This window comes from Rhodococcus oxybenzonivorans, from assembly GCF_003130705.1.
GTDB lineage: Bacteria > Actinomycetota > Actinomycetes > Mycobacteriales > Mycobacteriaceae > Rhodococcus_F > Rhodococcus_F oxybenzonivorans.
Genome location: NZ_CP021354.1, coordinates 3,914,568 through 3,935,130 on the forward strand (window position 1 = coordinate 3,914,568; position 20,563 = coordinate 3,935,130).

Annotated in this window: 18 protein-coding genes; 7 read left to right on the forward strand and 11 right to left on the reverse strand. The window is 66.7% G+C overall.

What is annotated here, in order from left to right; translation table 11 throughout:
- Positions 1-113: 113 nt before the first annotated feature.
- Genes ilvC through CBI38_RS18445 form a run of 3 tightly spaced genes read right to left on the reverse strand, consistent with a single transcriptional unit; the run spans position 114 to position 3,609 of the window.
- Positions 114-1,115, reverse strand: a complete 1,002-nt coding sequence (gene ilvC / locus CBI38_RS18435) for a ketol-acid reductoisomerase (RefSeq protein ID WP_172652251.1) — start codon at positions 1,113-1,115, stop codon at positions 114-116.
- A gap of 50 nt (positions 1,116-1,165) precedes the next feature.
- On the reverse strand, positions 1,166-1,669 hold the full coding sequence (ilvN, locus tag CBI38_RS18440; protein ID WP_109331036.1) for an acetolactate synthase small subunit: 504 nt from the start codon (positions 1,667-1,669) through the stop codon (positions 1,166-1,168).
- Positions 1,666-3,609: an acetolactate synthase large subunit gene (locus CBI38_RS18445; protein WP_109331038.1), complete on the reverse strand. Its 1,944-nt coding sequence runs from the start codon at positions 3,607-3,609 to the stop codon at positions 1,666-1,668. Before CBI38_RS18445 ends, ilvN begins: the two co-directional genes overlap by 4 nt.
- A gap of 266 nt (positions 3,610-3,875) precedes the next feature.
- Between CBI38_RS18445 and CBI38_RS18450 the strand changes: the two genes are divergently transcribed.
- The 3 genes from CBI38_RS18450 to CBI38_RS18460 all read left to right on the forward strand — a co-directional run bounded on the left by CBI38_RS18450 (position 3,876) and on the right by CBI38_RS18460 (position 8,114).
- Positions 3,876-4,367, forward strand: coding sequence for a PH domain-containing protein (locus CBI38_RS18450; RefSeq protein ID WP_109331040.1), 492 nt, complete (start codon positions 3,876-3,878; stop codon positions 4,365-4,367).
- A 52-nt stretch (positions 4,368-4,419) separates the two neighbouring features.
- Complete coding sequence (gene ilvD, locus CBI38_RS18455) at positions 4,420-6,264, forward strand: dihydroxy-acid dehydratase (protein ID WP_109331042.1); 1,845 nt, start codon at positions 4,420-4,422, stop codon at positions 6,262-6,264.
- A 314-nt stretch (positions 6,265-6,578) separates the two neighbouring features.
- Positions 6,579-8,114 carry an amino acid permease gene (locus tag CBI38_RS18460; RefSeq protein ID WP_109331044.1) on the forward strand — a complete coding sequence of 512 codons (1,536 nt, stop codon included), beginning with the start codon at positions 6,579-6,581 and terminating at the stop codon, positions 8,112-8,114.
- A 75-nt stretch (positions 8,115-8,189) separates the two neighbouring features.
- Here the strand turns inward: CBI38_RS18460 and CBI38_RS18465 are convergent, their stop codons facing one another.
- Positions 8,190-9,053: a DoxX family protein gene (locus CBI38_RS18465; RefSeq protein ID WP_109331046.1), complete on the reverse strand. Its 864-nt coding sequence runs from the start codon at positions 9,051-9,053 to the stop codon at positions 8,190-8,192.
- Positions 9,054-9,151: 98 nt separating this feature from the next.
- On the opposite strand from CBI38_RS18465, the gene CBI38_RS18470 reads away from it, so the two are divergent.
- Entirely contained in the window at positions 9,152-10,306 is a 1,155-nt protein-coding gene (locus CBI38_RS18470) for a PQQ-dependent sugar dehydrogenase (protein ID WP_109331047.1), read from the forward strand.
- A gap of 141 nt (positions 10,307-10,447) precedes the next feature.
- Here the strand turns inward: CBI38_RS18470 and gatB are convergent, their stop codons facing one another.
- From gatB to CBI38_RS18490, 4 genes are all read right to left on the reverse strand, one after another.
- On the reverse strand, positions 10,448-11,959 hold the full coding sequence (gene gatB / locus CBI38_RS18475; RefSeq protein WP_109331049.1) for an Asp-tRNA(Asn)/Glu-tRNA(Gln) amidotransferase subunit GatB: 1,512 nt from the start codon (positions 11,957-11,959) through the stop codon (positions 10,448-10,450).
- 42 nt (positions 11,960-12,001) lie between these two features.
- Positions 12,002-13,033, reverse strand: coding sequence for an ATP-dependent 6-phosphofructokinase (locus tag CBI38_RS18480; protein WP_109331051.1), 1,032 nt, complete (start codon positions 13,031-13,033; stop codon positions 12,002-12,004).
- A gap of 132 nt (positions 13,034-13,165) precedes the next feature.
- Positions 13,166-13,828 carry a response regulator gene (locus CBI38_RS18485; RefSeq protein WP_109331053.1) on the reverse strand — a complete coding sequence of 221 codons (663 nt, stop codon included), beginning with the start codon at positions 13,826-13,828 and terminating at the stop codon, positions 13,166-13,168.
- Positions 13,829-13,838: 10 nt separating this feature from the next.
- On the reverse strand, positions 13,839-15,008 hold the full coding sequence (locus CBI38_RS18490) for a sensor histidine kinase (protein WP_109331055.1): 1,170 nt from the start codon (positions 15,006-15,008) through the stop codon (positions 13,839-13,841).
- Positions 15,009-15,173: 165 nt separating this feature from the next.
- Between CBI38_RS18490 and CBI38_RS18495 the strand changes: the two genes are divergently transcribed.
- Both CBI38_RS18495 and CBI38_RS18500 read left to right on the forward strand, forming a co-directional pair.
- A complete protein-coding gene (locus CBI38_RS18495; protein ID WP_109331057.1) occupies positions 15,174-15,815 on the forward strand; it encodes a hypothetical protein in 642 nt (213 codons plus the stop codon).
- A complete protein-coding gene (locus tag CBI38_RS18500; protein ID WP_109331058.1) occupies positions 15,812-17,269 on the forward strand; it encodes an alpha/beta-hydrolase family protein in 1,458 nt (485 codons plus the stop codon). The genes CBI38_RS18495 and CBI38_RS18500 overlap by 4 nt, the downstream gene beginning before the upstream one ends.
- Here the strand turns inward: CBI38_RS18500 and gatA are convergent.
- Together gatA and gatC are read right to left on the reverse strand one after the other, a co-directional pair.
- On the reverse strand, positions 17,243-18,739 hold the full coding sequence (gene gatA, locus CBI38_RS18505; protein WP_109331059.1) for an Asp-tRNA(Asn)/Glu-tRNA(Gln) amidotransferase subunit GatA: 1,497 nt from the start codon (positions 18,737-18,739) through the stop codon (positions 17,243-17,245). The two genes, CBI38_RS18500 and gatA, sit on opposite strands and share 27 nt — an antisense overlap.
- Positions 18,736-19,035 (reverse strand): Asp-tRNA(Asn)/Glu-tRNA(Gln) amidotransferase subunit GatC, encoded by a 300-nt coding sequence (gene gatC / locus CBI38_RS18510; RefSeq protein WP_109331061.1) that lies wholly within the window; start codon positions 19,033-19,035, stop codon positions 18,736-18,738. The genes gatA and gatC overlap by 4 nt, the downstream gene beginning before the upstream one ends.
- 349 nt (positions 19,036-19,384) lie before the next feature.
- Here gatC and CBI38_RS18515 point away from each other — a divergent pair, with 349 nt between their 5' ends.
- A complete protein-coding gene (locus CBI38_RS18515; RefSeq protein WP_109335189.1) occupies positions 19,385-20,035 on the forward strand; it encodes an ACT domain-containing protein in 651 nt (216 codons plus the stop codon).
- 21 nt (positions 20,036-20,056) lie between these two features.
- On the opposite strand, the gene CBI38_RS18520 is transcribed toward CBI38_RS18515, so the two are convergent.
- Positions 20,057-20,545, reverse strand: coding sequence for a GNAT family N-acetyltransferase (locus tag CBI38_RS18520; protein ID WP_109331063.1), 489 nt, complete (start codon positions 20,543-20,545; stop codon positions 20,057-20,059).
- Positions 20,546-20,563 lie beyond the last annotated feature (18 nt).

Below are 20,563 nucleotides of genomic sequence, written 5' to 3' on the forward strand. Positions count from 1 at the left end.
CGACACCGGAAACGGTCCGATACGACGCCGGCCCAACGCCACACCCGGGTGCTCTGTCGAGACCGAGGTGACATTGGGCCGGCGTCGTGCGCGCAACGGTAAAGCGATGAAACCTAAGCGGTTTCGGTGATCGGCCGGTCGACCCAGCTCATCAGGTCGCGCAGCTTCTTGCCGGTGACCTCGATCGGGTGCTCGGCGTTGGCCTTGCGCAGGCCCTCGAGCTCGGTGTTGCCGTTCTCGACATTCGCGACGAGGCGGCGGGTGAACTCACCGGACTGGATGTCGGCGAGGATCGCCTTCATGCGCTCCTTGGTGCCGGCGTCGATGACGCGCGGGCCGGAGAGGTAGCCGCCGAACTCCGCGGTGTCGGACACCGAGTAGTTCATGCGGGCGATGCCGCCCTCGTACATGAGGTCGACGATGAGCTTGAGCTCGTGCAGCACCTCGAAGTACGCCATCTCGGGCGCGTAGCCGGCCTCGACCATGACCTCGAAACCGGTCTTGACCAGTTCCTCGGTGCCGCCGCAGAGCACTGCCTGCTCGCCGAAGAGGTCAGTCTCGGTCTCTTCCTTGAACGTGGTCTTGATGACGCCGGCCCGGGTGCCGCCGATGGCCTTGGCGTAGGACAGCGCGAGCGCCTGGCCCTCACCCTTGGGGTCCTGGTCGATCGCGATGAGCGCGGGAACACCCTTGCCGTCGACGAACTGACGGCGAACCAGGTGGCCGGGTCCCTTCGGGGCGACCATGCCGACCGTGACGAACTCCGGGGCCTTGATCAGGTCGAAGTGAATGTTGAGGCCGTGTCCGAAGAACAGCGCGTCGCCGTCCTTCAGGTTGGGCTCGATGTCGTTCGTGAAGATCGACGCCTGAGCGGTGTCGGGTGCGAGCACCATGATCACGTCGGCCCACTCGGACACCTCGGCCGGCGTGCCGACCGTCAGGCCCTGCTCCTCGGCCTTGGCGCGCGACTTCGAGCCTTCCTTCAGACCGATGCGGACATCGACGCCCGAATCGCGCAGGCTCAGCGAGTGCGCGTGGCCCTGGCTTCCGTATCCGATCACAGCGACCTTACGGCCCTGGATGATCGACAGATCGGCATCGTCGTCGTAGAACATCTCGACTGCCACAGTTCAACCTCTTTCTTGGAATTTGCGTATCTAAAGTACTAGCGAGTGGCCGTGATGGACTTCGGCCCCCGTCCCACGGCCACGACCCCGGACTGCACGATCTCCCGGATGCCGTACGGATCGAGCATCCGCAACAATGCATCCAGCTTGGATCGCGTTCCTGTCGCCTCGATCGTGACCGACTCCGGGGAGACGTCGATCACCTTGGCGCGGAACAGATTCACTGTCTCGATCACCTGAGTGCGCACGCTGGCGTCGGCACGCACCTTGATGAGCAGCAACTCGCGGGCGACGGAGGCGTCACCGTCCTGCTCGACGATCTTGATGACGTTGATCAGCTTGTTGAGCTGCTTCGTCACCTGCTCGAGCGGGAACTCGTCGACGGTCACGACGATGGTCATACGCGAGATCTCGGGGATCTCGGTGCCGCCGACGGCGAGCGACTCGATGTTGAATCCACGACGGGAGAACAGCGCGGCCACCCTGGCCAGCACGCCCGGCTTGTCCTCGACGAGAACACTGAGGGTGTGGCTGGTGCTCACTGATCTTCCTTCCCGGCCGCTGTGGCCGCGCCCGAACGCTGTTCGCGTTCCATGGCCTCGTGAATGACTGCGGGCTCCGCCGCGGCCTCGTCGTCGTCGAACAGCGGCCGGATGCCCCGAGCCGCCATGATCTCGTCGTTGCTGGTGCCCGCTGCGACCATGGGCCACACCTGGGCGTCGGCGCCGACGATGAAGTCGATCACCACCGGCCGGTCGTTGATGGACTGCGCCTCACGGATCGCCGCCTCGACGTCCTCCTCGCGCTCGACCCGGATTCCGTGACACCCCAACGCTTCTGCGAGCTTGACGAAGTCGGGGATGCGGATCGCACCGTGCGTACCGAGGTTGGTGTTGGAGTAGCGCTCGTCATAGAAGAGCGTCTGCCACTGGCGAACCATGCCGAGGTTGCCGTTGTTGATGAGCGCAACCTTGATCGGGATGCCCTCGAGCGCGCACGTCGCAAGTTCCTGATTGGTCATCTGGAAGCAGCCGTCGCCGTCGATGGCCCACACCTCGGTGTCCGGCTTGCCCATCTTCGCGCCCATGGCGGCAGGCACGGCGTAGCCCATCGTGCCGAGCCCGCCGGAGTTCAGCCACGTACGGGGCTTCTCGTAGTTGACGAACTGCGCAGCCCACATCTGGTGCTGTCCGACTCCGGCGCAGTAGATCGCGTCGGGACCGGCGAGCTTGCCGACCGCCTGGATGACGAACTCGGGAGACAACGCGCCGTCCGAGGGGCGGTCGTAGCTGAGCGGGTACGTCCGTCGGATCCCGTCGAGATACGCCCACCACTCGGTGAGGTCGAGAGTCGTCCCGGTCGCCCGGTCCGCCTTGATGGCCTCGATCAGCTCGACGATGACCTCTTTGCAGTCGCCCACGATCGGAACGTCCGCGTACCGGTTCTTCCCGATCTCGGCCGGGTCGATGTCGGCGTGGATGACCTTGGCGTCGGGCGCGAACGAGTCGAGCTGACCGGTGACGCGGTCGTCGAACCGCGCGCCCAGGGTGATCAGCAGATCACTGCGCTGCAAGGCGGCCACGGCCGCGACTGTGCCGTGCATGCCGGGCATGCCGCAGTTCAGGGTGTGACTGTCCGGGAACGCACCGCGCGCCATGAGGGTGGTGACCACCGGGATACCGGTCAGCTCGGCGAGCTCGAGCAGTTCGGGTGAGGACTCCGACTTGATCACACCGCCACCGACATACAGCACCGGCTGCTTGGAGTCGGCGATCAGGCGCGCTGCCTCACGGACCTGCTTGCCGTGCGGCTTGGTGACGGGACGGTAGCCGGGCAACCGCATCTCCGGCGGCCACGAGAACGTCGTCTGCGCCTGCAGGACGTCCTTCGGGATGTCGACGAGTACCGCACCGGGGCGCCCACTCGACGCGAGATAGAAGGCTTCCGCGATGATCCGCGGGATGTCGACGCCGTCGGTGATGAGGAAGTTGTGCTTGGTGATCGGCATCGTGATGCCGGAGATGTCGGCTTCCTGAAAGGCGTCGGTTCCGATCAGGCTGCGGCCCACCTGGCCGGTGATCGCCACGACCGGAACAGAGTCCATCTGAGCGTCCGCCAGTGGCGTGACCAGGTTGGTGGCACCCGGGCCGGACGTCGCCATACAGACACCTACCTTGCCGGTCGCCTGGGCGTACCCGGTGGCGGCATGGCCTGCACCCTGCTCATGACGAACGAGGACGTGCCGGACCTTCTTCGAGTCGAAGAGAGGGTCGTAGACAGGCAGAACCGCACCACCCGGAATACCGAATACAGTGTCGACCTCGAGCTCCTCGAGGGCTCGGACCACGGACTGGGCGCCGCTGACCCGCTCTGGGGCGAGTTGGCGGCGGCTACCGGTCTGCGTCGCGGCGGCCGCGGTCGTAGGGCTGGCAGCCCCCGACTTGCGCGGCGTGGGTTGAGGCCGTGCGGTTGGTGCGCTCACTGGGAAATCCTCTGATTCTGGCTCCGGGCAACAAAAAACCCCCGTCAGCGAATGCTGTACGAGGGTGGCGCGTCGTTTCTGGCGAGTTGAAGAAATCGACTCAGGCGACGACGCGCCGGCCGATTACGAGCAACTCATTCTGTTTCACGCGCTCGACGGTAGGCGCGCTAATGGTGAACAGTCAACTTGGTGAGTCGGCCGTCCCAGAATGTGAGATACGTCGGCTGCGGTGCGAAGATGTAGAGGTGTCAACTCCGCAGCAGCCCGTGCCACCAGAGTCATCATCCCACACGACCGACATCCCCAAGCAGGTCATCCGAATTTCGCCACTCGCCTATATCGGATGCGCCTTTCTGCTCTTCGCCGTCTCGTTCCCCATCTTCGGTTGGCCGGCCGCCTTCGGGTGGCTCCTCGTGGCCCCGATCCTCGCCGCGGCGTGGGTCGCCCGGGTTCGGACCACCGTCACACCCGAGGGACTTCACGTGCGAAGACTGGTCGGTGGGCGGGCCCTCTCGTGGTCGGAGATCACCGGATTCCGCTTCCCGAAACGCGGCTGGGCGCGCGCCACGCTGACCGACGGCGGCGAGGTGGCTCTCCCTGTCGTCACGTTCGATCGTCTTCCCCAGCTCGCCGCGGCGAGCGGTGGACGGATCCCGGACCCCTACGCGGCGGCCGCGGCGGACGCGGAGCAGGCGCCCGACCCGGCCTCCGACGGTGAAGACCCGGACAAGAACCAGCCGCGCACTGACGGCGCGTAACGCGCGAGTAGCGTTGATCAGTACTTCCGTACGCTGACTAAGGAATACGCTCATGCCCCCGCTGAGGTCCCGAACAACCACCGCAGGACGAAATGCCGCCGGCGCCCGCGCGCTGTGGCGTGCCACCGGAATGACCGACTCCGACTTCGGTAAGCCGATCGTCGCGATTGCGAACTCCTACACCCAGTTCGTCCCCGGGCACGTCCATCTCAAGAACGTGGGTGACATCGTCGCCGACGCCGTGCGCGCTGCCGGTGGGGTACCTCGCGAGTTCCACACGATCGCCGTCGACGACGGAATCGCCATGGGACACGGCGGCATGCTCTACTCCCTCCCCAGCAGGGAAATCATCGCCGACTCCGTCGAGTACATGGTCAACGCCCACACCGCCGATGCACTCGTGTGCATCTCGAACTGCGACAAGATCACTCCGGGCATGCTCAATGCCGCACTGCGGCTGAACGTTCCCACGGTCTTCGTCTCGGGTGGGCCCATGGAAGCCGGCAAGGCGGTGGTCGTGAACGGTGTGGCCCAGGCTCCGACCGACCTCATCACCGCCATCTCGGCGAGCGCGAGCGACGAGGTCGACGACGAAGGGCTGGCCGAGGTCGAGCGCAGCGCCTGCCCGACCTGTGGGTCCTGTTCGGGCATGTTCACCGCCAACTCGATGAACTGCCTCACGGAGGCACTCGGACTCGCGTTGCCCGGCAACGGTTCCACACTGGCAACCCACGAGGCCCGGCGCGCGCTCTTCACCCGCGCGGGCACCACCGTCGTCGAAGCAGCCCTGCGCTATTACAAGGAGGACGACGAGTCGGTCCTCCCGCGCAAGATCGCGACGCCCGCCGCGTTCCGCAATGCGATGGCCCTCGATGTCGCGATGGGTGGTTCCACCAACACGGTGCTGCACACCCTCGCCGCCGCCCAGGAGGGCGAGGTGTACGACTTCGATCTCGACAAGATCGACGAGATCAGCCGCAAGGTGCCGTGCCTGTCCAAGGTCTCACCCAACTCGGACTACCACATGGAAGACGTGCACCGAGCGGGTGGAATTCCCGCGATTCTCGGCGAACTCCGCCGGGCCGGGCTGCTCGAAAGCGACGTCTCGACCGTGCACACCAAGAGCTTCGACGAGTGGCTCGACACGTGGGACATCCGGTCGGGCAAGGCTTCCGACGAGGCCGTCGAACTCTTCCATGCCGCACCCGGTGGTGTCCGCACCACCGAGCCGTTCTCGACGAACAACCGCTGGTCGTCACTCGACACGGACGCGGCGAACGGCTGCATCCGCGACTTCGAGCACAAGCACACGGTCGAGGGCGGTCTGGCCGTGCTCCGCGGCAACATCGCCGTCGACGGCGCAGTCATCAAGACGGCGGGAATCGACGAAGACCTGTTCCACTTCCAGGGGCCCGCGCGCGTCGTGGAGTCGCAGGAAGAGGCGGTGTCGGTGATCCTCGGTAAGAAGATTCAGCCCGGTGAGGTCCTCGTCGTGCGCTACGAGGGTCCCGCCGGCGGGCCGGGCATGCAGGAGATGCTGCACCCCACGGCATTCCTCAAGGGTTCCGGCCTCGGGAAGAAGTGCGCGCTGATCACCGACGGCCGGTTCTCCGGTGGTTCCTCCGGACTGTCCATCGGCCACATCTCCCCCGAGGCCGCCAGCGGCGGCGCCATCGGCCTCGTGGAGGACGGCGATCAGATCCTCATCGACATCGCGACCCGCACGCTGAAGCTCCTCGTCGACGACGAGGTGCTCGCCGAGCGCCGGGCGAAGATGGAGTCGTCCGAACGTCCGTGGCAGCCGGTGAACCGCGAACGCACGGTCACTACCGCACTGCGCGCCTACGCGGCGTTGGCGACCTCCGCCGACAAGGGAGCGGTGCGCCAGGTCCCCTGACCGACGATCTATTCGGGTGCACGATGCCGGGCACCGCTGCGGAGCTTCCTTCGCCGCGGTGCCCGGTTTCTTTCTGCCTCAGCGAGAGCCGATCCGCCGTGACGTGACCGCAATCACGAGGTAGTCAACTCGCTCAGAGCCTGAGCCGCTCGCACGACCTCCACTGACCATTCTGATCAGTTACCGGCCCGCTCCTTGCACACGGCGCTCAGTAGTGGTTCCCTCAGTTGGCCGATGAGACCTACATCACATCGGCGCACAGCCACCATCCTCCGGCCCACGAGGCCACCGGGAACACAACCTAGGAGCGACACATGCCAGGAGTCGGCATATGGCGAACGAAATCCGTCGAGCAATCGATCGCGGACACCGACGAGCCTGACACTCGGCTGCGGAGGGAATTGACCGCCAAGGATCTCACCGTCTTCGGCGTGGCTGTCGTGATCGGTGCCGGCATCTTCACGCTCACGGCCCGCACCGCAGGCAACGTCGCCGGGCCGTCCATCTCGCTCGCTTTCGTACTCGCCGCCATCGCGTGCGGGCTCGCCGCGCTGTGTTACGCCGAGTTCGCGTCCACCGTTCCGGTGGCCGGAAGCGCATACACCTTCTCGTACGCCACCTTCGGCGAATTCGTCGCCTGGATCATCGGCTGGGACCTCATCCTCGAATTTGCGCTCGCGTCGGCCGTGGTGGGCAAAGGCTGGTCGCTGTATCTGGGCAACGCGCTCGGCTTCAGCGGCGCCACCACAGCGCATCTCGGGCCGATCGACTTCGACTGGGGTGCGCTGATCATCGTCGGCGCCATCACCGCCGTGCTCGCCATCGGCACCAAGGTCTCCTCCCGCGTCTCTGCGATCATCACGGCCATCAAGATCGCCGTCGTTCTTCTCGTCATCGCGGTGGGCGTCTTCTACATCAAGAAGGAGAACTACGCGCCCTACATTCCGCCCGCCGAGGGTGCGTCGAGTACTGCGCAGGGCGTGCACCAGACCCTGTTCTCCTTCCTCACCGGCGCCGACGGCAGCAGTTACGGCTGGTACGGCCTGCTCGCCGCGGCCAGCCTCGTGTTCTTCGCCTTCATCGGGTTCGATGTCGTCGCCACCACTGCCGAGGAAACCAAGAACCCGCAGAAGGCTCTGCCCCGCGGCATCCTGGGCTCCCTCGCCATCGTCACCGTCCTCTACGTCGCCGTTACCCTCGTCCTCACCGGCATGGTCAAGTACACCGATCTGAAGACCGGGAGTCCGCTGGTCGGTGACAGCAGTGCCACTCTCGCCACCGCTTTCGAGGCACACGGCATCACCTGGGCGCAGACGGCCATCAACTTCGGCGGCCTCGCCGGCCTGACCACCGTGGTCATGGTCATGATGCTCGGACAGACCCGAGTGCTCTTCGCGATGTCTCGGGACGGATTGATGCCACGCGGGCTGGCCAAGACGGGCACCAAGGGGACGCCCGTTCGGATCACCCTGATCGTCGGGGCGGTCGTGGCTTTCCTCGCCGCGTTCTTCCCCATGGGCACGCTGGAAGAGATGGTGAACATCGGCACGCTGTTCGCGTTCGTGCTGGTCTGCATCGGTGTGATCATTCTTCGCCGCACGCGGCCCGACCTGCCGCGTGGTTTCCGCGTCCCGCTGGTCCCGCTGGTTCCGATCCTCGCCGTCGCCGCCTGCGGATGGTTGATGCTCAATCTCTCGGTGGAGACGTGGATCCGGTTCGTCGGGTGGATGGCACTCGGTGTGCTGATCTACTTCGCCTACGGCCGGCGCAAGTCCGTCCTGGGCCGGCGTCTCGCCGCCGAGGCGGAGCCGCCGGAAGAGGAGAAGCTCCCCGAGTTCGCCCAGAACTGATTCGCACAGAACTGACCTGAGAGACACGACTCCGCCGCACCTCCATGAGGAGGTGCGGCGGAGTCGCCTGCGAAGTCAGATGAGCGGGTTGGCCCCGTTGAGAAAGATCCAGGTGCAGACGCCGGCAGCGACACCCAGGATCAGCGCGACGAACGAACCGATGAACGGACGGGTCGCCCAACCCCGGCGACCGTCGAGAGAGATACGACCGGGCCCGGTGAGAATGATGACTCCGGCGCACACACCGAGCAGGGTCTCGTACTCGGTTCCCGCAGGCGCGAAGTACTCGAGGCCCGGTTCCGCCGTCTGGCGGAACGCCCACGCGTTGATCATGACCGCGAGAACCGAAGCAGCGGCCAGTGGCGTCACCAGTCCGAGGATCAGCAACGCCCCACCGGCGACCTCACCGACAGCGCCCAGGATCGCAAGGAGCTTCGCCTGCTGGAATCCGGAGTTCGCCAGCATCTCCTCGAACCCGTCGAGACCCGGGCCGTTCCATATCCCCGTCAACTTCTGCAGTCCGTGCACCAGAGCCGTGCCGCCCACTGCGAGGCGCAGTGCGAGCAACCCGAGGTCCAGGGTTCCGCGACCGATTTTCACGTCACCGTCGCCCGCCGTCCCGACCGCGGTCGTACCCGGCGATGCGGCCGCTGCGGCGGAAGTGCCGCCGAGAACCTCCGTCGGCTGATCCGATCCGAACGACCCCGAGTCCCGGTAGGCGGGGATCTGCTCGGTCGGCAGACCCGCGCCCCGCGCGTCGCCGAAATCCAGTTCGTCGTCGGTGTGCGGAAGCGTGCGTCCCCCGGAACCCGCCGCCGGCGTGGCCGTCGGAAAACGCTCCGTCGGAGAGTCGTACGGGCTGGAGACCTTACCGTAGTCCGGTGAGGCGCCGTGGTCCGAGGCACCGGGGTCCGGCGACTCGCTGGGATCTTTCCGCATGTCAGTCACACCGTCCAGGGTAGGTCGGCGCAGGGAACATCGCGGGGAAGCAGGTGCGGCGTGGCGGTGACGCCGCACCCTTCCGTAACGTTTCACTCATGATGGTGGGTGGGCTGAGCCGCAGGACGACCGGCAGATCGACATGGATGGTGTCCGTGCTGTGTGTCACCGCGTTGCTCGCAGCAGGCTGTGCGAAGTTCGACGATTCGGCGTCCTCACCGTTCAGCCCCGAACCTTCCGAGGCGTCGGGTGCCGAGGTAGAGCCCGAGAGTCCGCCTCCGTCCACCACCACACCCCCACCGCCCAGCGGGCCGCTCGGACCGTGCCAGGATCCGGACCCCAGTGTGATCGCCACCTGTCTCGACACCACGGGCGGGCTCGTCGTCCTTCCCGACGCAGCCACCGCGCTGGTCGCAGAACGACGCACCGGACGCATCCTCGAGGTCGCGCAGGGCCGCCAGCCCAGAGAGATAGCGCACATCGACGTCGACGCCAGTTCCGACGGCGGACTTCTCGATATCGCCCTGTCACCGAGCTTCGTCGAGGACAACTTGATCTACGCCTACATCTCGACTCCCACCGACAACCGGGTGGTGCGCGTGGCACCGGGCGATACGGCCAAGGAAGTGCTCGGCGGGATACCACGGGGGAATGTCGGCAATGCCGGTTCACTCGAATTCTCCGGCGACGACCTCATGGTGCTCACCGGAAACGCCGGCAACCCGGCCGCCGCGTCCGATCCCGCCTCTCTCGCGGGCAAGCTGTTGAAGGTGACCGCGCTGACACCCGCCCCGACCCCCGCACAGCCTCGCCCGCAGGTCGTCCTGTCCGGCATCGGGACCGCCGGTGGGGTGTGCGTCGACCCCGGTGTGGCGGTCTGGGTCACCGACCGCACCCCCCTCGAGGATCGCCTGCAGCGCGTGAGTGCCGACGGTGCCGTGTCCTCCCCGGTGTGGACGTGGCCGGAGCGCCCCGGAGTGGGCGGCTGCGTGGCCGCGCAGGATGTCGTCGCGGTGTCGCTGAGCACGGCCAAGGCGATGTCGGCGCTCGCCGCCGACCCAAGCACCGGAGCGGTCACCACTGCCCCGGGCGTCATCGTCCAGGACCGGTACGGCCAGCTCGGTGGGGCCGCCCTCGGGCCGGACGGGCTGATCTGGGTCAGTACGGTGAACAAGACAGCCGGTCAGCCCGGCCCCAACGACGACCGTGTGATCAAGATGCCGTTGCCCTCAGGCGGCGGCGGGTTCGACTGATCGGCTCCGCTCCGCCCCGCGTGCACCCCTGCACACATGCACGAACGGGACGTTCGTTCGGTTGAACCGAACGAACGTCCCGTTCGTGCACCGGCGGGGTGTGGCTGACTCGCCCGCGGAGACCAGCGCAACAGTAAGGGTCTAGCTGCACGCCTCGATGACGAGTTCCTTGACGCGTGCGGGATCTGCCTGACCCCGCGTCGCCTTCATCACGTCGCCGACGATCTTGCCTGCAGCGGCCACCTTTCCGCCGCGAATCTTGTCGGCGATATCAGGGTTGGCTGCCAAGGCCTCGTCGACGGCCGCCTTCAGCTTGGTGTCGTCCCGCTCGACCACGAATTCCGGATGGTTTGCGACAACCTGCTTGGGGTCGCCCTCGCCGTCGAGGACGCGGTCGACCACCTGGCGCGCCACCTTGTTGTTCAGTGTGCCGTTGTCGATGAGCGCGACCACCTCGGCCACCTGCGCCGGGGTGATCGGCAGGGCCGTCAACTCCACGCCGCGGGTGTTGGCCTGCTGGGCGAGGTACGACACCCACCACGACCGTGCGGCTTCCGGGGAGGCTCCGGCCTCGGCCGTGGCGATCACGAGGTCGAGGGCACCTGCGTTCACGAGGTCGCGCATCACCTCGTCGGAAACACCCCAGTCGGCCTGGATCCGGGCCCGACGGACCCACGGCAACTCCGGCAGTGTGCCGCGGAGTTCCTCGATCCATTCGGCGCTGGGAGCTACGGGCTCGAGGTCGGGTTCCGGGAAATAGCGGTAGTCCTCGGCGGTCTCCTTGCGCCTGCCCGGCGAGGTGGTGCCGTCCGCCTCCTGGAAGTGGCGTGTTTCCTGGATCACCGCACCCCCCGACTCCAGCACGGCGGCCTGACGGCGCATCTCGTACCGGACCGCCACCTCGACGCTCTTGAGGGAGTTGACGTTCTTCGTCTCGGTCCGGGTTCCCAGTTCGGTAGCACCGACCGGCATCAGCGACACGTTGGAGTCGCAGCGCATCGAGCCCTGGTCCATGCGCACGTCCGACACCTTCAGCGACTTCAGCAGATCACGCAGAGCGGTGACGTAGGCGCGGGCCACCTCGGGCGCTCGCGCACCGGCACCGCTGATGGTCTTGGTCACGATCTCGACCAGCGGCACGCCCGCCCTGTTGTAGTCGAGCAGCGAGTGGCTTGCTCCGTGGATACGGCCGGTCGCGCCACCGACGTGCAGCGACTTCCCCGTGTCCTCTTCCATGTGTGCACGCTCGATCTCGACGCGCCAGGTGGTGCCGTCGTCGAGAACGACGTCGAGGTAACCGTCGGTGGCGATCGGCTCGTCGTATTGCGAGATCTGATAGTTCTTCGGCTGGTCCGGGTAGAAATAGTTCTTCCGCGCGAAACGGCCCCACGGCGTGATCGAGCAGTTCAGCGCCAGACCGATCCGGATCGCGGACTCCACCGCCGCCTCGTTGACCACCGGCAACGACCCCGGCAGGCCCAGGCACACCGGGCATACCTGCGTGTTCGGCTCCGCACCGAACTCGGTGGGACACGGGCAGAACATCTTGGTGTTGGTGCCGAGCTCTACGTGCACCTCCATGCCGAGAACAGGCTCGTACTTGGCGAGCACATCGTCGTAGTCGAGGAGGGCCGGCGCGTCGACAGCAGTCATGCAGAAGAGTTTATGCGCCTGCTCGTGTGCCGAAAAACGCGGTCAGCCGAAAAAGGCGGCTGCCTCGTCGTACCGCTCGCGCGGCACGGTCTTGAGGTGACGGGTGGCGTCGGTGAGCGCCACCAATTCGATCGACGTGCCATGCAGGGCGACCATCTGCCCGAAGTCTCCGCGGTGGACCGCGTCCGTGGCGTGCACCCCGAAGCGGGTGGCGAGTACCCGGTCGTACGGGGTGGGAGTGCCGCCCCGCTGCACGTGCCCGAGAACCGTTGTCCGTACTTCCTTGCCGATGCGGCGCTCGATCTCGGCGCCGAGCTGCTGCGCGACACCGGTGAATCGTTTGTGCCCGAACTCGTCGATGCCGCCTTCGCGCAGCGTCATCGACTCGGGGGTGGGTGCCGCACCCTCGGCGACGACACAGATGAAGTGGGAGTCGCCCCGCTGGAACCGCTTCTTCACCATGTCGCACACCTCAGCGACGTCGAACGGCACCTCGGGAACGAGGGTGAGGTGAGCGCCCGTCGCCAGACCCGAGTGCAGCGCGATCCAGCCGGCGTGTCTGCCCATCACCTCCACCAGCATGACCCGTTGGTGCGACTCTGCCGTGGTGTGCAACCGGTCGATCGCATCCGTCGCGATGGACAGCGCGGTGTCGAAGCCGAACGTCACGTCGGTGCAGTCGATGTCGTTGTCGATGGTCTTCGGAACCCCGATGACCGGGACACCGCTTTCTGCCAACCATCCTGCGGCAGTGAGCGTTCCCTCACCTCCGATCGGAATGAGGGCGTCGATCCCGTTGTCGTCGAGGGTCTGCCGGATCTGGTCCAGTCCGGCTTTCAATTTGTCCGGGTTCACCCGGGCCGTTCCGAGGATCGTGCCGCCGCGGGTGAGGATGCGGTCGATCCGGTCGTCGTTGGACAACGGAACCTTGCGATCCTCGAGCAGGCCGCGCCACCCGTCCCGGAATCCGACCACCGAGCTGCGGTACCGACCGTCGGCAGTGCGCACCACCGCCCTGATCACCGCATTGAGTCCGGGGCAGTCGCCGCCGCCGGTCAGGATCCCGATCCGCATCCAAGCACCCCTCGTTCTCCCGTTGCGGCGCCGCGCCCCGGAGGGACGGCATCTCGTGTGGTGATGGTGGTTCTCCTTATCCATCTTGCCGCTCCGGCGCCGTGAGAGCACCTCGGACCGCCGGGTTCTTTTTCAGCCCGGTGTGACGAGGCCACTCTCGTAGGCGAGTACCACGGCCTGTGCGCGGTCGCGGAGATCGAGCTTGGACAGCACCTTTCCGACGTGCGTCTTGACGGTCTGCTCGGCGACGAACAGGCGATCGGCTATCTCGGTGTTGGACATCCCGCGGGCGATGAGTTCGAGAACCTCCCGCTCGCGCGGGGTCAGCGCCGACAGCGCAGCGGGTTTACGACGGGTAGTGCTGCGGCGGCTGGTCACGTCGGCGATGAGACGCCTGGTGACGGTCGGCGCCAGAAGTGCCTCCCCATCGGCGACGACGCGGACCGCACGAACCAGTTCTTCGGCGGGCGCATCTTTGAGCATGAAACCGCTGGCTCCGATGCTGAGTGCTTCGTAGACATAGTCGTCGACGTCGAAGGTGGTGAGCATCAGCACACGCACCGGGGGGTCGAATCCGGCCGACAGGATCAGGCGCGCCGCATCGAGGCCGTTCATCTCCGGCATCCGGACATCCATGAGCACCACGTCGGGACGCAGACGTTTGACCTCGGTCACCGCCACCGCCCCGTCCGGTGCGTCGCCGATCACGCTGATGTCGGGCTGTGAGGAGAGGAGGGCGCCGAAGCCCTGACGGACCATGGCTTGATCGTCTGCGATGAACACGGTGATGGCCACGCCCGTCAGCCTAGGCTGACGCGGCCGCAAACTCGGCGTGCACCTCGAATCCACCGTTGTCGTGCATCCGGGTGGTGAGCACTCCCCCGACGGCCTGCGCACGCTCGCGCATGCCGATGATTCCGTTGCCTCCGGTGGATTCGTGCCTGGTCAGCGCGGATGCGAGACTCCGTTTCGCCGGACCGTTGACCACGGCAAGCGACACGATCGGAGATTGGTACGTGATCTTCACCTCGACCGCCGCACCCGATGCGTGCCGCGCGGTATTGGCCAGTGACTCCTGCAGGATGCGATACATCACCAATCCGACCGACTCGGACACGAGTGTCTGATCACCGGACACAGTCCAGGTGACCGGAATCCCGGCCCGCCGACTGCCCTCGAGCAACTCTCCGATCTGGTCCACCCCCGGCTGCGGGGCGTGCTCGGCGAGCTGGCCGTCGCTCCGCAAGACGCCGAGCAGTCCGCGCACCTCGTTCAGTGCGGCGCGCCCGGCGGCGCCGATCGACTCGAATTCCGCGCGGGTCTCGGCCGACACGTTCGCGATGCGGTAGGGAGCGCTCTGCGCCTGCACGACGACCATCGACATGTGATGTGCGACAACGTCATGCAGGTCGCGGGCGATGCGCGCCTTCTCCTCGAGAATCGTGCGACGGGTGCGTTCGAGCTCGCTCAACTCCTCCTGCCGGGCGAGTTGCCTGCGGGAGAGCACGAGCCAGCGGATCAGCAGGCCGAAGACGACGATCGCCGTGAGCCCGACGGCCCAGCCGCGGCCGTTGGTGCCGGGAGTGTCGGCGAGGAAGAGGAGCACCGTCGAGATCCACGCGACACCGACCACGGGAATCGCCGCCCGCATACTCACAGCCGCCAGGAGTGCGAGGATCACCAGGATATGGACTACCTGCCAGGGATAGTCGTAACCCTCCTGCAGTCCGAAGACTCGCGGAATGACCAGAGCCGACACTGCAGAGACAGCCCACCCGAGTGCAGGGTTGGCGCGGATCAGAACGAAGGGGAACGCTGCGAGCGCCGCAACGAACGGCTGAATCGGTGGGCTGACCTGGTGCGTCAATTGCAGTGTCGGCCACGCGACAGCGAAAAGAATCGCTGTGACCGAGACAATTGCCACGTTGAGCCACTGACCTCGAGCAACGCTCCGGATTCGCGTCTTCTTGTCCACACGTCGAGCGTAGGAGCTGCCTTCGCAGCGCGTCCTCACTCCGCGGGCCGAGGTACTTCTAGTACCGAGGTATGAGATTTCAGCCGACTGGTCCTCCGAAGCCAGGAATCGAACCGGACTCCGGTGTGATGTGGCTGCGTAACGCTTGTTCATACCGTCGTCCTCATGCGAACGACGGGGACACGGAGAACTACGTGGGCAGCGGTGGCCTGTGCCGCAACGGCACTTCTGACCACAACCGGGTTTTCCGGCACCGGGACCGCGGGCACACCCCGGGCGGAGAACACCGCCGCATCGGACGCGGTACGCACGCTCACCTCCGCCGAGGAGTTCGGCGAAGCGTCCATCCCCGAGGACTTCGAATCCGTCATGGGGTACACACCCCAGCGCGTCGAGGGAATGCTCGCCGACCCGGACGGCGACTGCTCGTCCCCGGTTCCGCTGCCGGTCGAATTCGTTGCGTCGTGCAAGGCCCACGACCTCGGATACGACCTCCTCCGTTACGCCTCCCGGTCCGGGAACGACCTCGAGCCGTGGGCCCGACAGAGCCTGGACGCACAGCTCGATCGACGCATGCACGCGGCCTGTGACACGCGCGTCGACGAACGGGCCCGCGCATCCTGCTCCGTCATGGCGAACATCGCGGCCACTGCCGTCACGGGAAACAGCTGGCGCCAGGGATATTCCGCGCCCGTCGCGGAGTCCGGAGTCAAGTACGGGCTCGCAGGCGGTCTCGGTGTGACGCTTCTCGCGGGCGCCGTCTGGTCCCTCCGCCGCCGTCCGGAACCCGAGGGAGCCGTCGCATGAGCACGACCATCGTTTTGAGCACCCGACCTCCCGGGGACTACGGCAGCCCGGTACCGGCATCTGCGCTGCGCCGGGCCCTCGCCACGACGATTCCGGTGTCGGCACTTCCTCGGGCGTCCTCCACGATCGTCGTCACTCTCTGCGTACTCGCCTCTCTCACACCGTCATTGCTCCCTCGAAGCGCCCTGACGCAGGCCCTGTTCACCGGGGTCCTCGCTGCGACGGGGCTCGGGATGCTCGTCCTCGCTCGTCGGCTGCGACAGGTGCTCACCCGCTCCTCCGGCTCCCGGGTACCACGGGAATCCGTTCGACTCCTCGCCTTGCTCGGCGCGATGGTCACCACCACCTGGGCGATGGTCGCGGCCGATCACTGGCAGGACTCCCTCCGACAGGTGATGGGGATGAGCAGCGTCGGCCCGGGCCACTGGATGCAGGTGCTCCTCGGAGCCGTAACGACCTTCGTGGTCGTGGTCGTCGCCGGTGCGACCGTCTCCTCGGTGGCCCACCGTCTCGGCTGGATCGGCAGTGCTACGACGGCCGTCGTTCTCGCGACCGGTCTGCAACTGGTCGCCGGGCCCGCGGTATGGGAGATGATGTCGCGTTCCTACAGCGATTCCAATGACGTGGTCGACGTCTCGCTGCAGCGTCCAATGTCCGCCGCACGAGCGGGGAGCTCCGAGTCCGTCGTCAGCTGGGAGTCGCTCGGGCGGCAGGGACGTCGCTTCGTGGCGGCCGGTGAACAGTCCGGGAGTATCCGCACCTACGTCGGGATGAACTCGGCACCGGACGTGAAGTCCCGTGCGGCGCTGGCAGTCTCGGAACTCGAGAGGGCCGGTGGATTCGCCCGCTCGGCCATCGTCGTCACCGTCCCCACCGGCTCCGGCTGGATCGACGAGAACGCGGCGGAAGGATTCGAGGACCGCTTCGACGACGACGTCGCGATAGTCGGGCTCCAATATTCCTACGCACCGAGTTGGATCACCTTCGTCTTCGGCCGTTCGGCGGCCGACGAATCGGCGGCAGCCTTGTTCGATGCGGTCGCCGATCGCATCACGGCACTACCCGATGCGATCCGTCCCGCTCTCTACGTCTACGGTCAGAGCCTCGGATCCGTCGGCGGGAGCGCGCAATTCGCCGACGCGGCAGATCTCGGTCGGCGAGCATGCGGGGCGCTGTGGGCCGGACCGCCCGCCGGGTCCGTGATGACCGACGGCGCAACGGTTCTGGCCAACACGTCCGATCCCGTCGTGTGGTGGTCACCCGACCTGATCCTGCGCCGGCCCGATCTGTCACGGGCCGTGGCCGATGCTCCTGTCCCACAGTGGATTCCCGGCCTGACGTTCCTCCAGGCGAGCGTCGACCTGCTGTCGGCGCTGAATTTCCCCGCCGGGCATGGGCATCGCTACGGGAAGGAACAGGGCACCACCCTACCCGACTGCGACCTCACTCGGTGATTCGAGGGGACCACGAGCAGCTTCGAACGCCGCACCCACCCGGTAGAGCCGCTCGTCGGCCAGCGCCGGCGCCATGATCTGCAACCCGACCGGGAGACCGTCGTCCGCCGACAGCCCGGACGGAACGGACATGGCGCAGTGGCCCGCGAGATTGGTAGGCAGGGTGCACAGGTCCGACAGATACATCGCGAGTGGATCGCCGACCTTCTCCCCCAGCTTCCAGGCCGTGAACGGACTGGTGGGCGACACGAGGACATCGACCTTCTCATAGGCCCTGTCGAAGTCGCGGGAGATGAGAGTCCGGACCTTGAGCGCCTGGCCGTAGTACGCGTCGTAGTACCCCGCCGAGAGTGCGTAGGTACCGATCATGATGCGACGCTTGACCTCCGGGCCGAAGCCCGCGGCACGGGTAGCTGCCATCACCTGATCCGCGCTCATGTCACCCTCGTCGATCCGCAGTCCGTAACGCATGGCATCGAACCGGGCGAGATTGGAGGACACCTCACTCGGGAGGATCAGGTAGTACGCCGCGAGCGCGTATTCGAAGTTGGGACACGACACTTCGACGACCTCGGCACCCAGTTCGGTGAGCTGTGCCACGGCAGCGTCGAACGAGGACAGGACGCCGGGCTGGTAGCTGTCGGAGTGCAGTTCCTTGACTACGCCGACCTTCACACCCCGCAGGTTGCCGCCCGCGCCCTCCCGCGCCGCGGCGACCACCGGGCGGACCGGCGCATCGATGGAGGTGGAGTCGCGCGGATCGTGCCCGGCGATCACCTCGTGCAGCAGGGCGGTGTCGAGAACTGTGCGACCACAGGGCCCACCCTGGTCCAGCGACGACGCACAGGCGACCAGGCCGAAACGGGACACCGTGCCGTAGGTCGGCTTGGTGCCCACCGTCGCGGTGAGGGCGGCGGGCTGACGGATCGATCCACCGGTGTCGGTACCGATCGCGAGCGGAGCCTGCCGGGATGCGAGCGCCGCGGCGCTGCCGCCACCCGAGCCACCCGGGACGCGTGTTGTGTCCCACGGGTTGCGGGTGGGGCCGTACGCGGAGTTCTCGGTGGACGAGCCCATGGCGAACTCGTCGAGGTTGGTCTTGCCGAGGATCGGGATTCCGGCGGCGCGGAGCTTGCTCGTGAGAGTCGCGTCGTAGGGGGCCACCCAGTTCTCGAGGACCTTCGAGGCACACGTGGTGGGCATGTCGGTGGTCGTGAAGATGTCTTTGAGCGCCAACGGAACTCCCGCCAACGGCGAAACAGGAGCCTCACCGGCCGTGAGTGCGCCGTCCACCTCCTTCGCCGAAACGAGGGCCTGCTCCCCCGCAACGTGCAGGAAGGCTCCGAGTCCGCCGTCGACCTCCGCGATGCGGTCGAGATGTGCCTGGGTGACCTCGACGGACGACACCTCACGGCTGTGAATCTTCGACGCCAGTTCTGCCGCGTCGAGTGTGGTCAGTTCGGCGCTCATTCGCCCTCTCCGAGAATCTGCGGGACGGCGAAGCGATCCTGTTCGACAGCGGGCGCGCCGGACAGCGCCTGCTCCGGGGTGAGCCCGGGAACGATCACATCCGGACGGGTCACGTTGGTGACCGCGTTCGGGTTCGCCATCGGCTGGACGTCTTCTGCGGGAACCTCGGTGACCACCTTCACGTGGCTGAGAATCGAGTCCAGCTGACCCGCGAACTCGTCGAGTTCGGCGTCGGTCAGGGCGAGTCGAGACAGCCGCGCGAGGTGCGCGACCTCGTCACGGGAGATGGCAGGCACCGCGGGGCCCCTTTCAGGTCGGACGTACACAATGTCCTTCCCAGCCTAGAGCGTGGCCGGATCAGCCGTGCAGCCAGCGCCGCTTCCCGACGGTCGGGAAGGGTGGGGAACCACGAAGACCACGACCGGTGTGGTGGTGACGGGCCCAGGTTTCGAGTCGACATGTTTCGCGAATGAGGCGATTCGGTATCGGGGGTGTCAACTAATCGAGCGCGACCAGCAACTCCCGCGCAGCCGGTCCCCGAAGGCGGAGGGGGGACCGCATACTCGGAACCGAAAGTGCAAGGATGGTCGTGACGGGGGTCGCAGGTAGCACTCCCGCGTTTATCTCGTGGTGAAAGGGACGCACGTGTCGTATCTGCTTCGCGTCCAGCTCCCCGACCGACCAGGTAGCCTCGGCTCGCTCGCCGTCGCCCTCGGTTCGGTGGGCGCTGACATTCTGTCGCTCGACGTTGTGGAGCGGGGTGCAGGATTCGCCATCGACGACCTCGTGGTCGATGTCGAGCCGGGGTCCCTCCCCGACACCCTGATCACCGCCGCCGAGGCCCTCCCCGACGTCACCATCGATTCCATTCGTCCCTACGCCGGAATACTCGACACCCACCGCGAACTCGAGTTGATCGATCAGGTGGCCACCGCGGCGGACGACCGTCTGCAGGTCCTGGTCGACGGCGCTCCGCGGGTGCTGCGCGTCGGCTGGTCCGTGGTCGCGGACCTGGGACCGCGGGGCGCTTACCGCGTGGTCGGCAGTTCCGGAGCTCCGGAAACCCATGCCACGGACATCCCGTGGATGCCCCTCGAGAAGCCGACGGCGCTGGACGGTGAGGGTGACTGGGTACCGCGGGTGTGGCGCGATATGAACACCACCCTGGCCGCGGCCCCACTCGGCGCCACCGGCCGCGTGCTGATGCTGGGCCGGCCCGGGGGTCCGGAGTTCCGCCCTTCGGAAGTCGCGCGGCTGGGATATCTGGCCGGCATCATCGCAACCGTGCTGGGCTGAGGGCCTGACCCGCGGCCTGCCTCACACCAGTTCGCGGACCAGGACGGTCAACTCCACGCCGGGTACCGGATGCCAATTCCGTTCGGCCACAGGAACAAATCCGTTGCGGTCGTAGATGCGCCGGGCAGCTTCCATCGACGGCTGCGTCGACATCACAACGGCGCGGTCGCCCCGGTCGTAGGCGGTGTCCAGTACGTGCCGCACCAACGCCGAACCGACGCCGGAGCCGCGCGCGTCCGGCGACACCGCGAGCATGCGGAACTCGAGTTCGCCCGGCTGTGCCACATCCGCGTAGGGCGACGTCGGATCCGCGATCGTGACGGAGCCGACGACCCGGCCGTCGATGACGGCAACCCGGACATCCGCCTTCTCCACACGTCCGGCCGTATCGCGCAGGCGTTCGGTGTACGGATCGTGCGCTTCGACGAATCCGCCGCCGACGTACGCGATCACCGTCAGGTCGCCGACGACCTCGTACTCGTCCGGGGTCACATCCCGTATTTCGATCATGTCCAGAACTATGGCAGT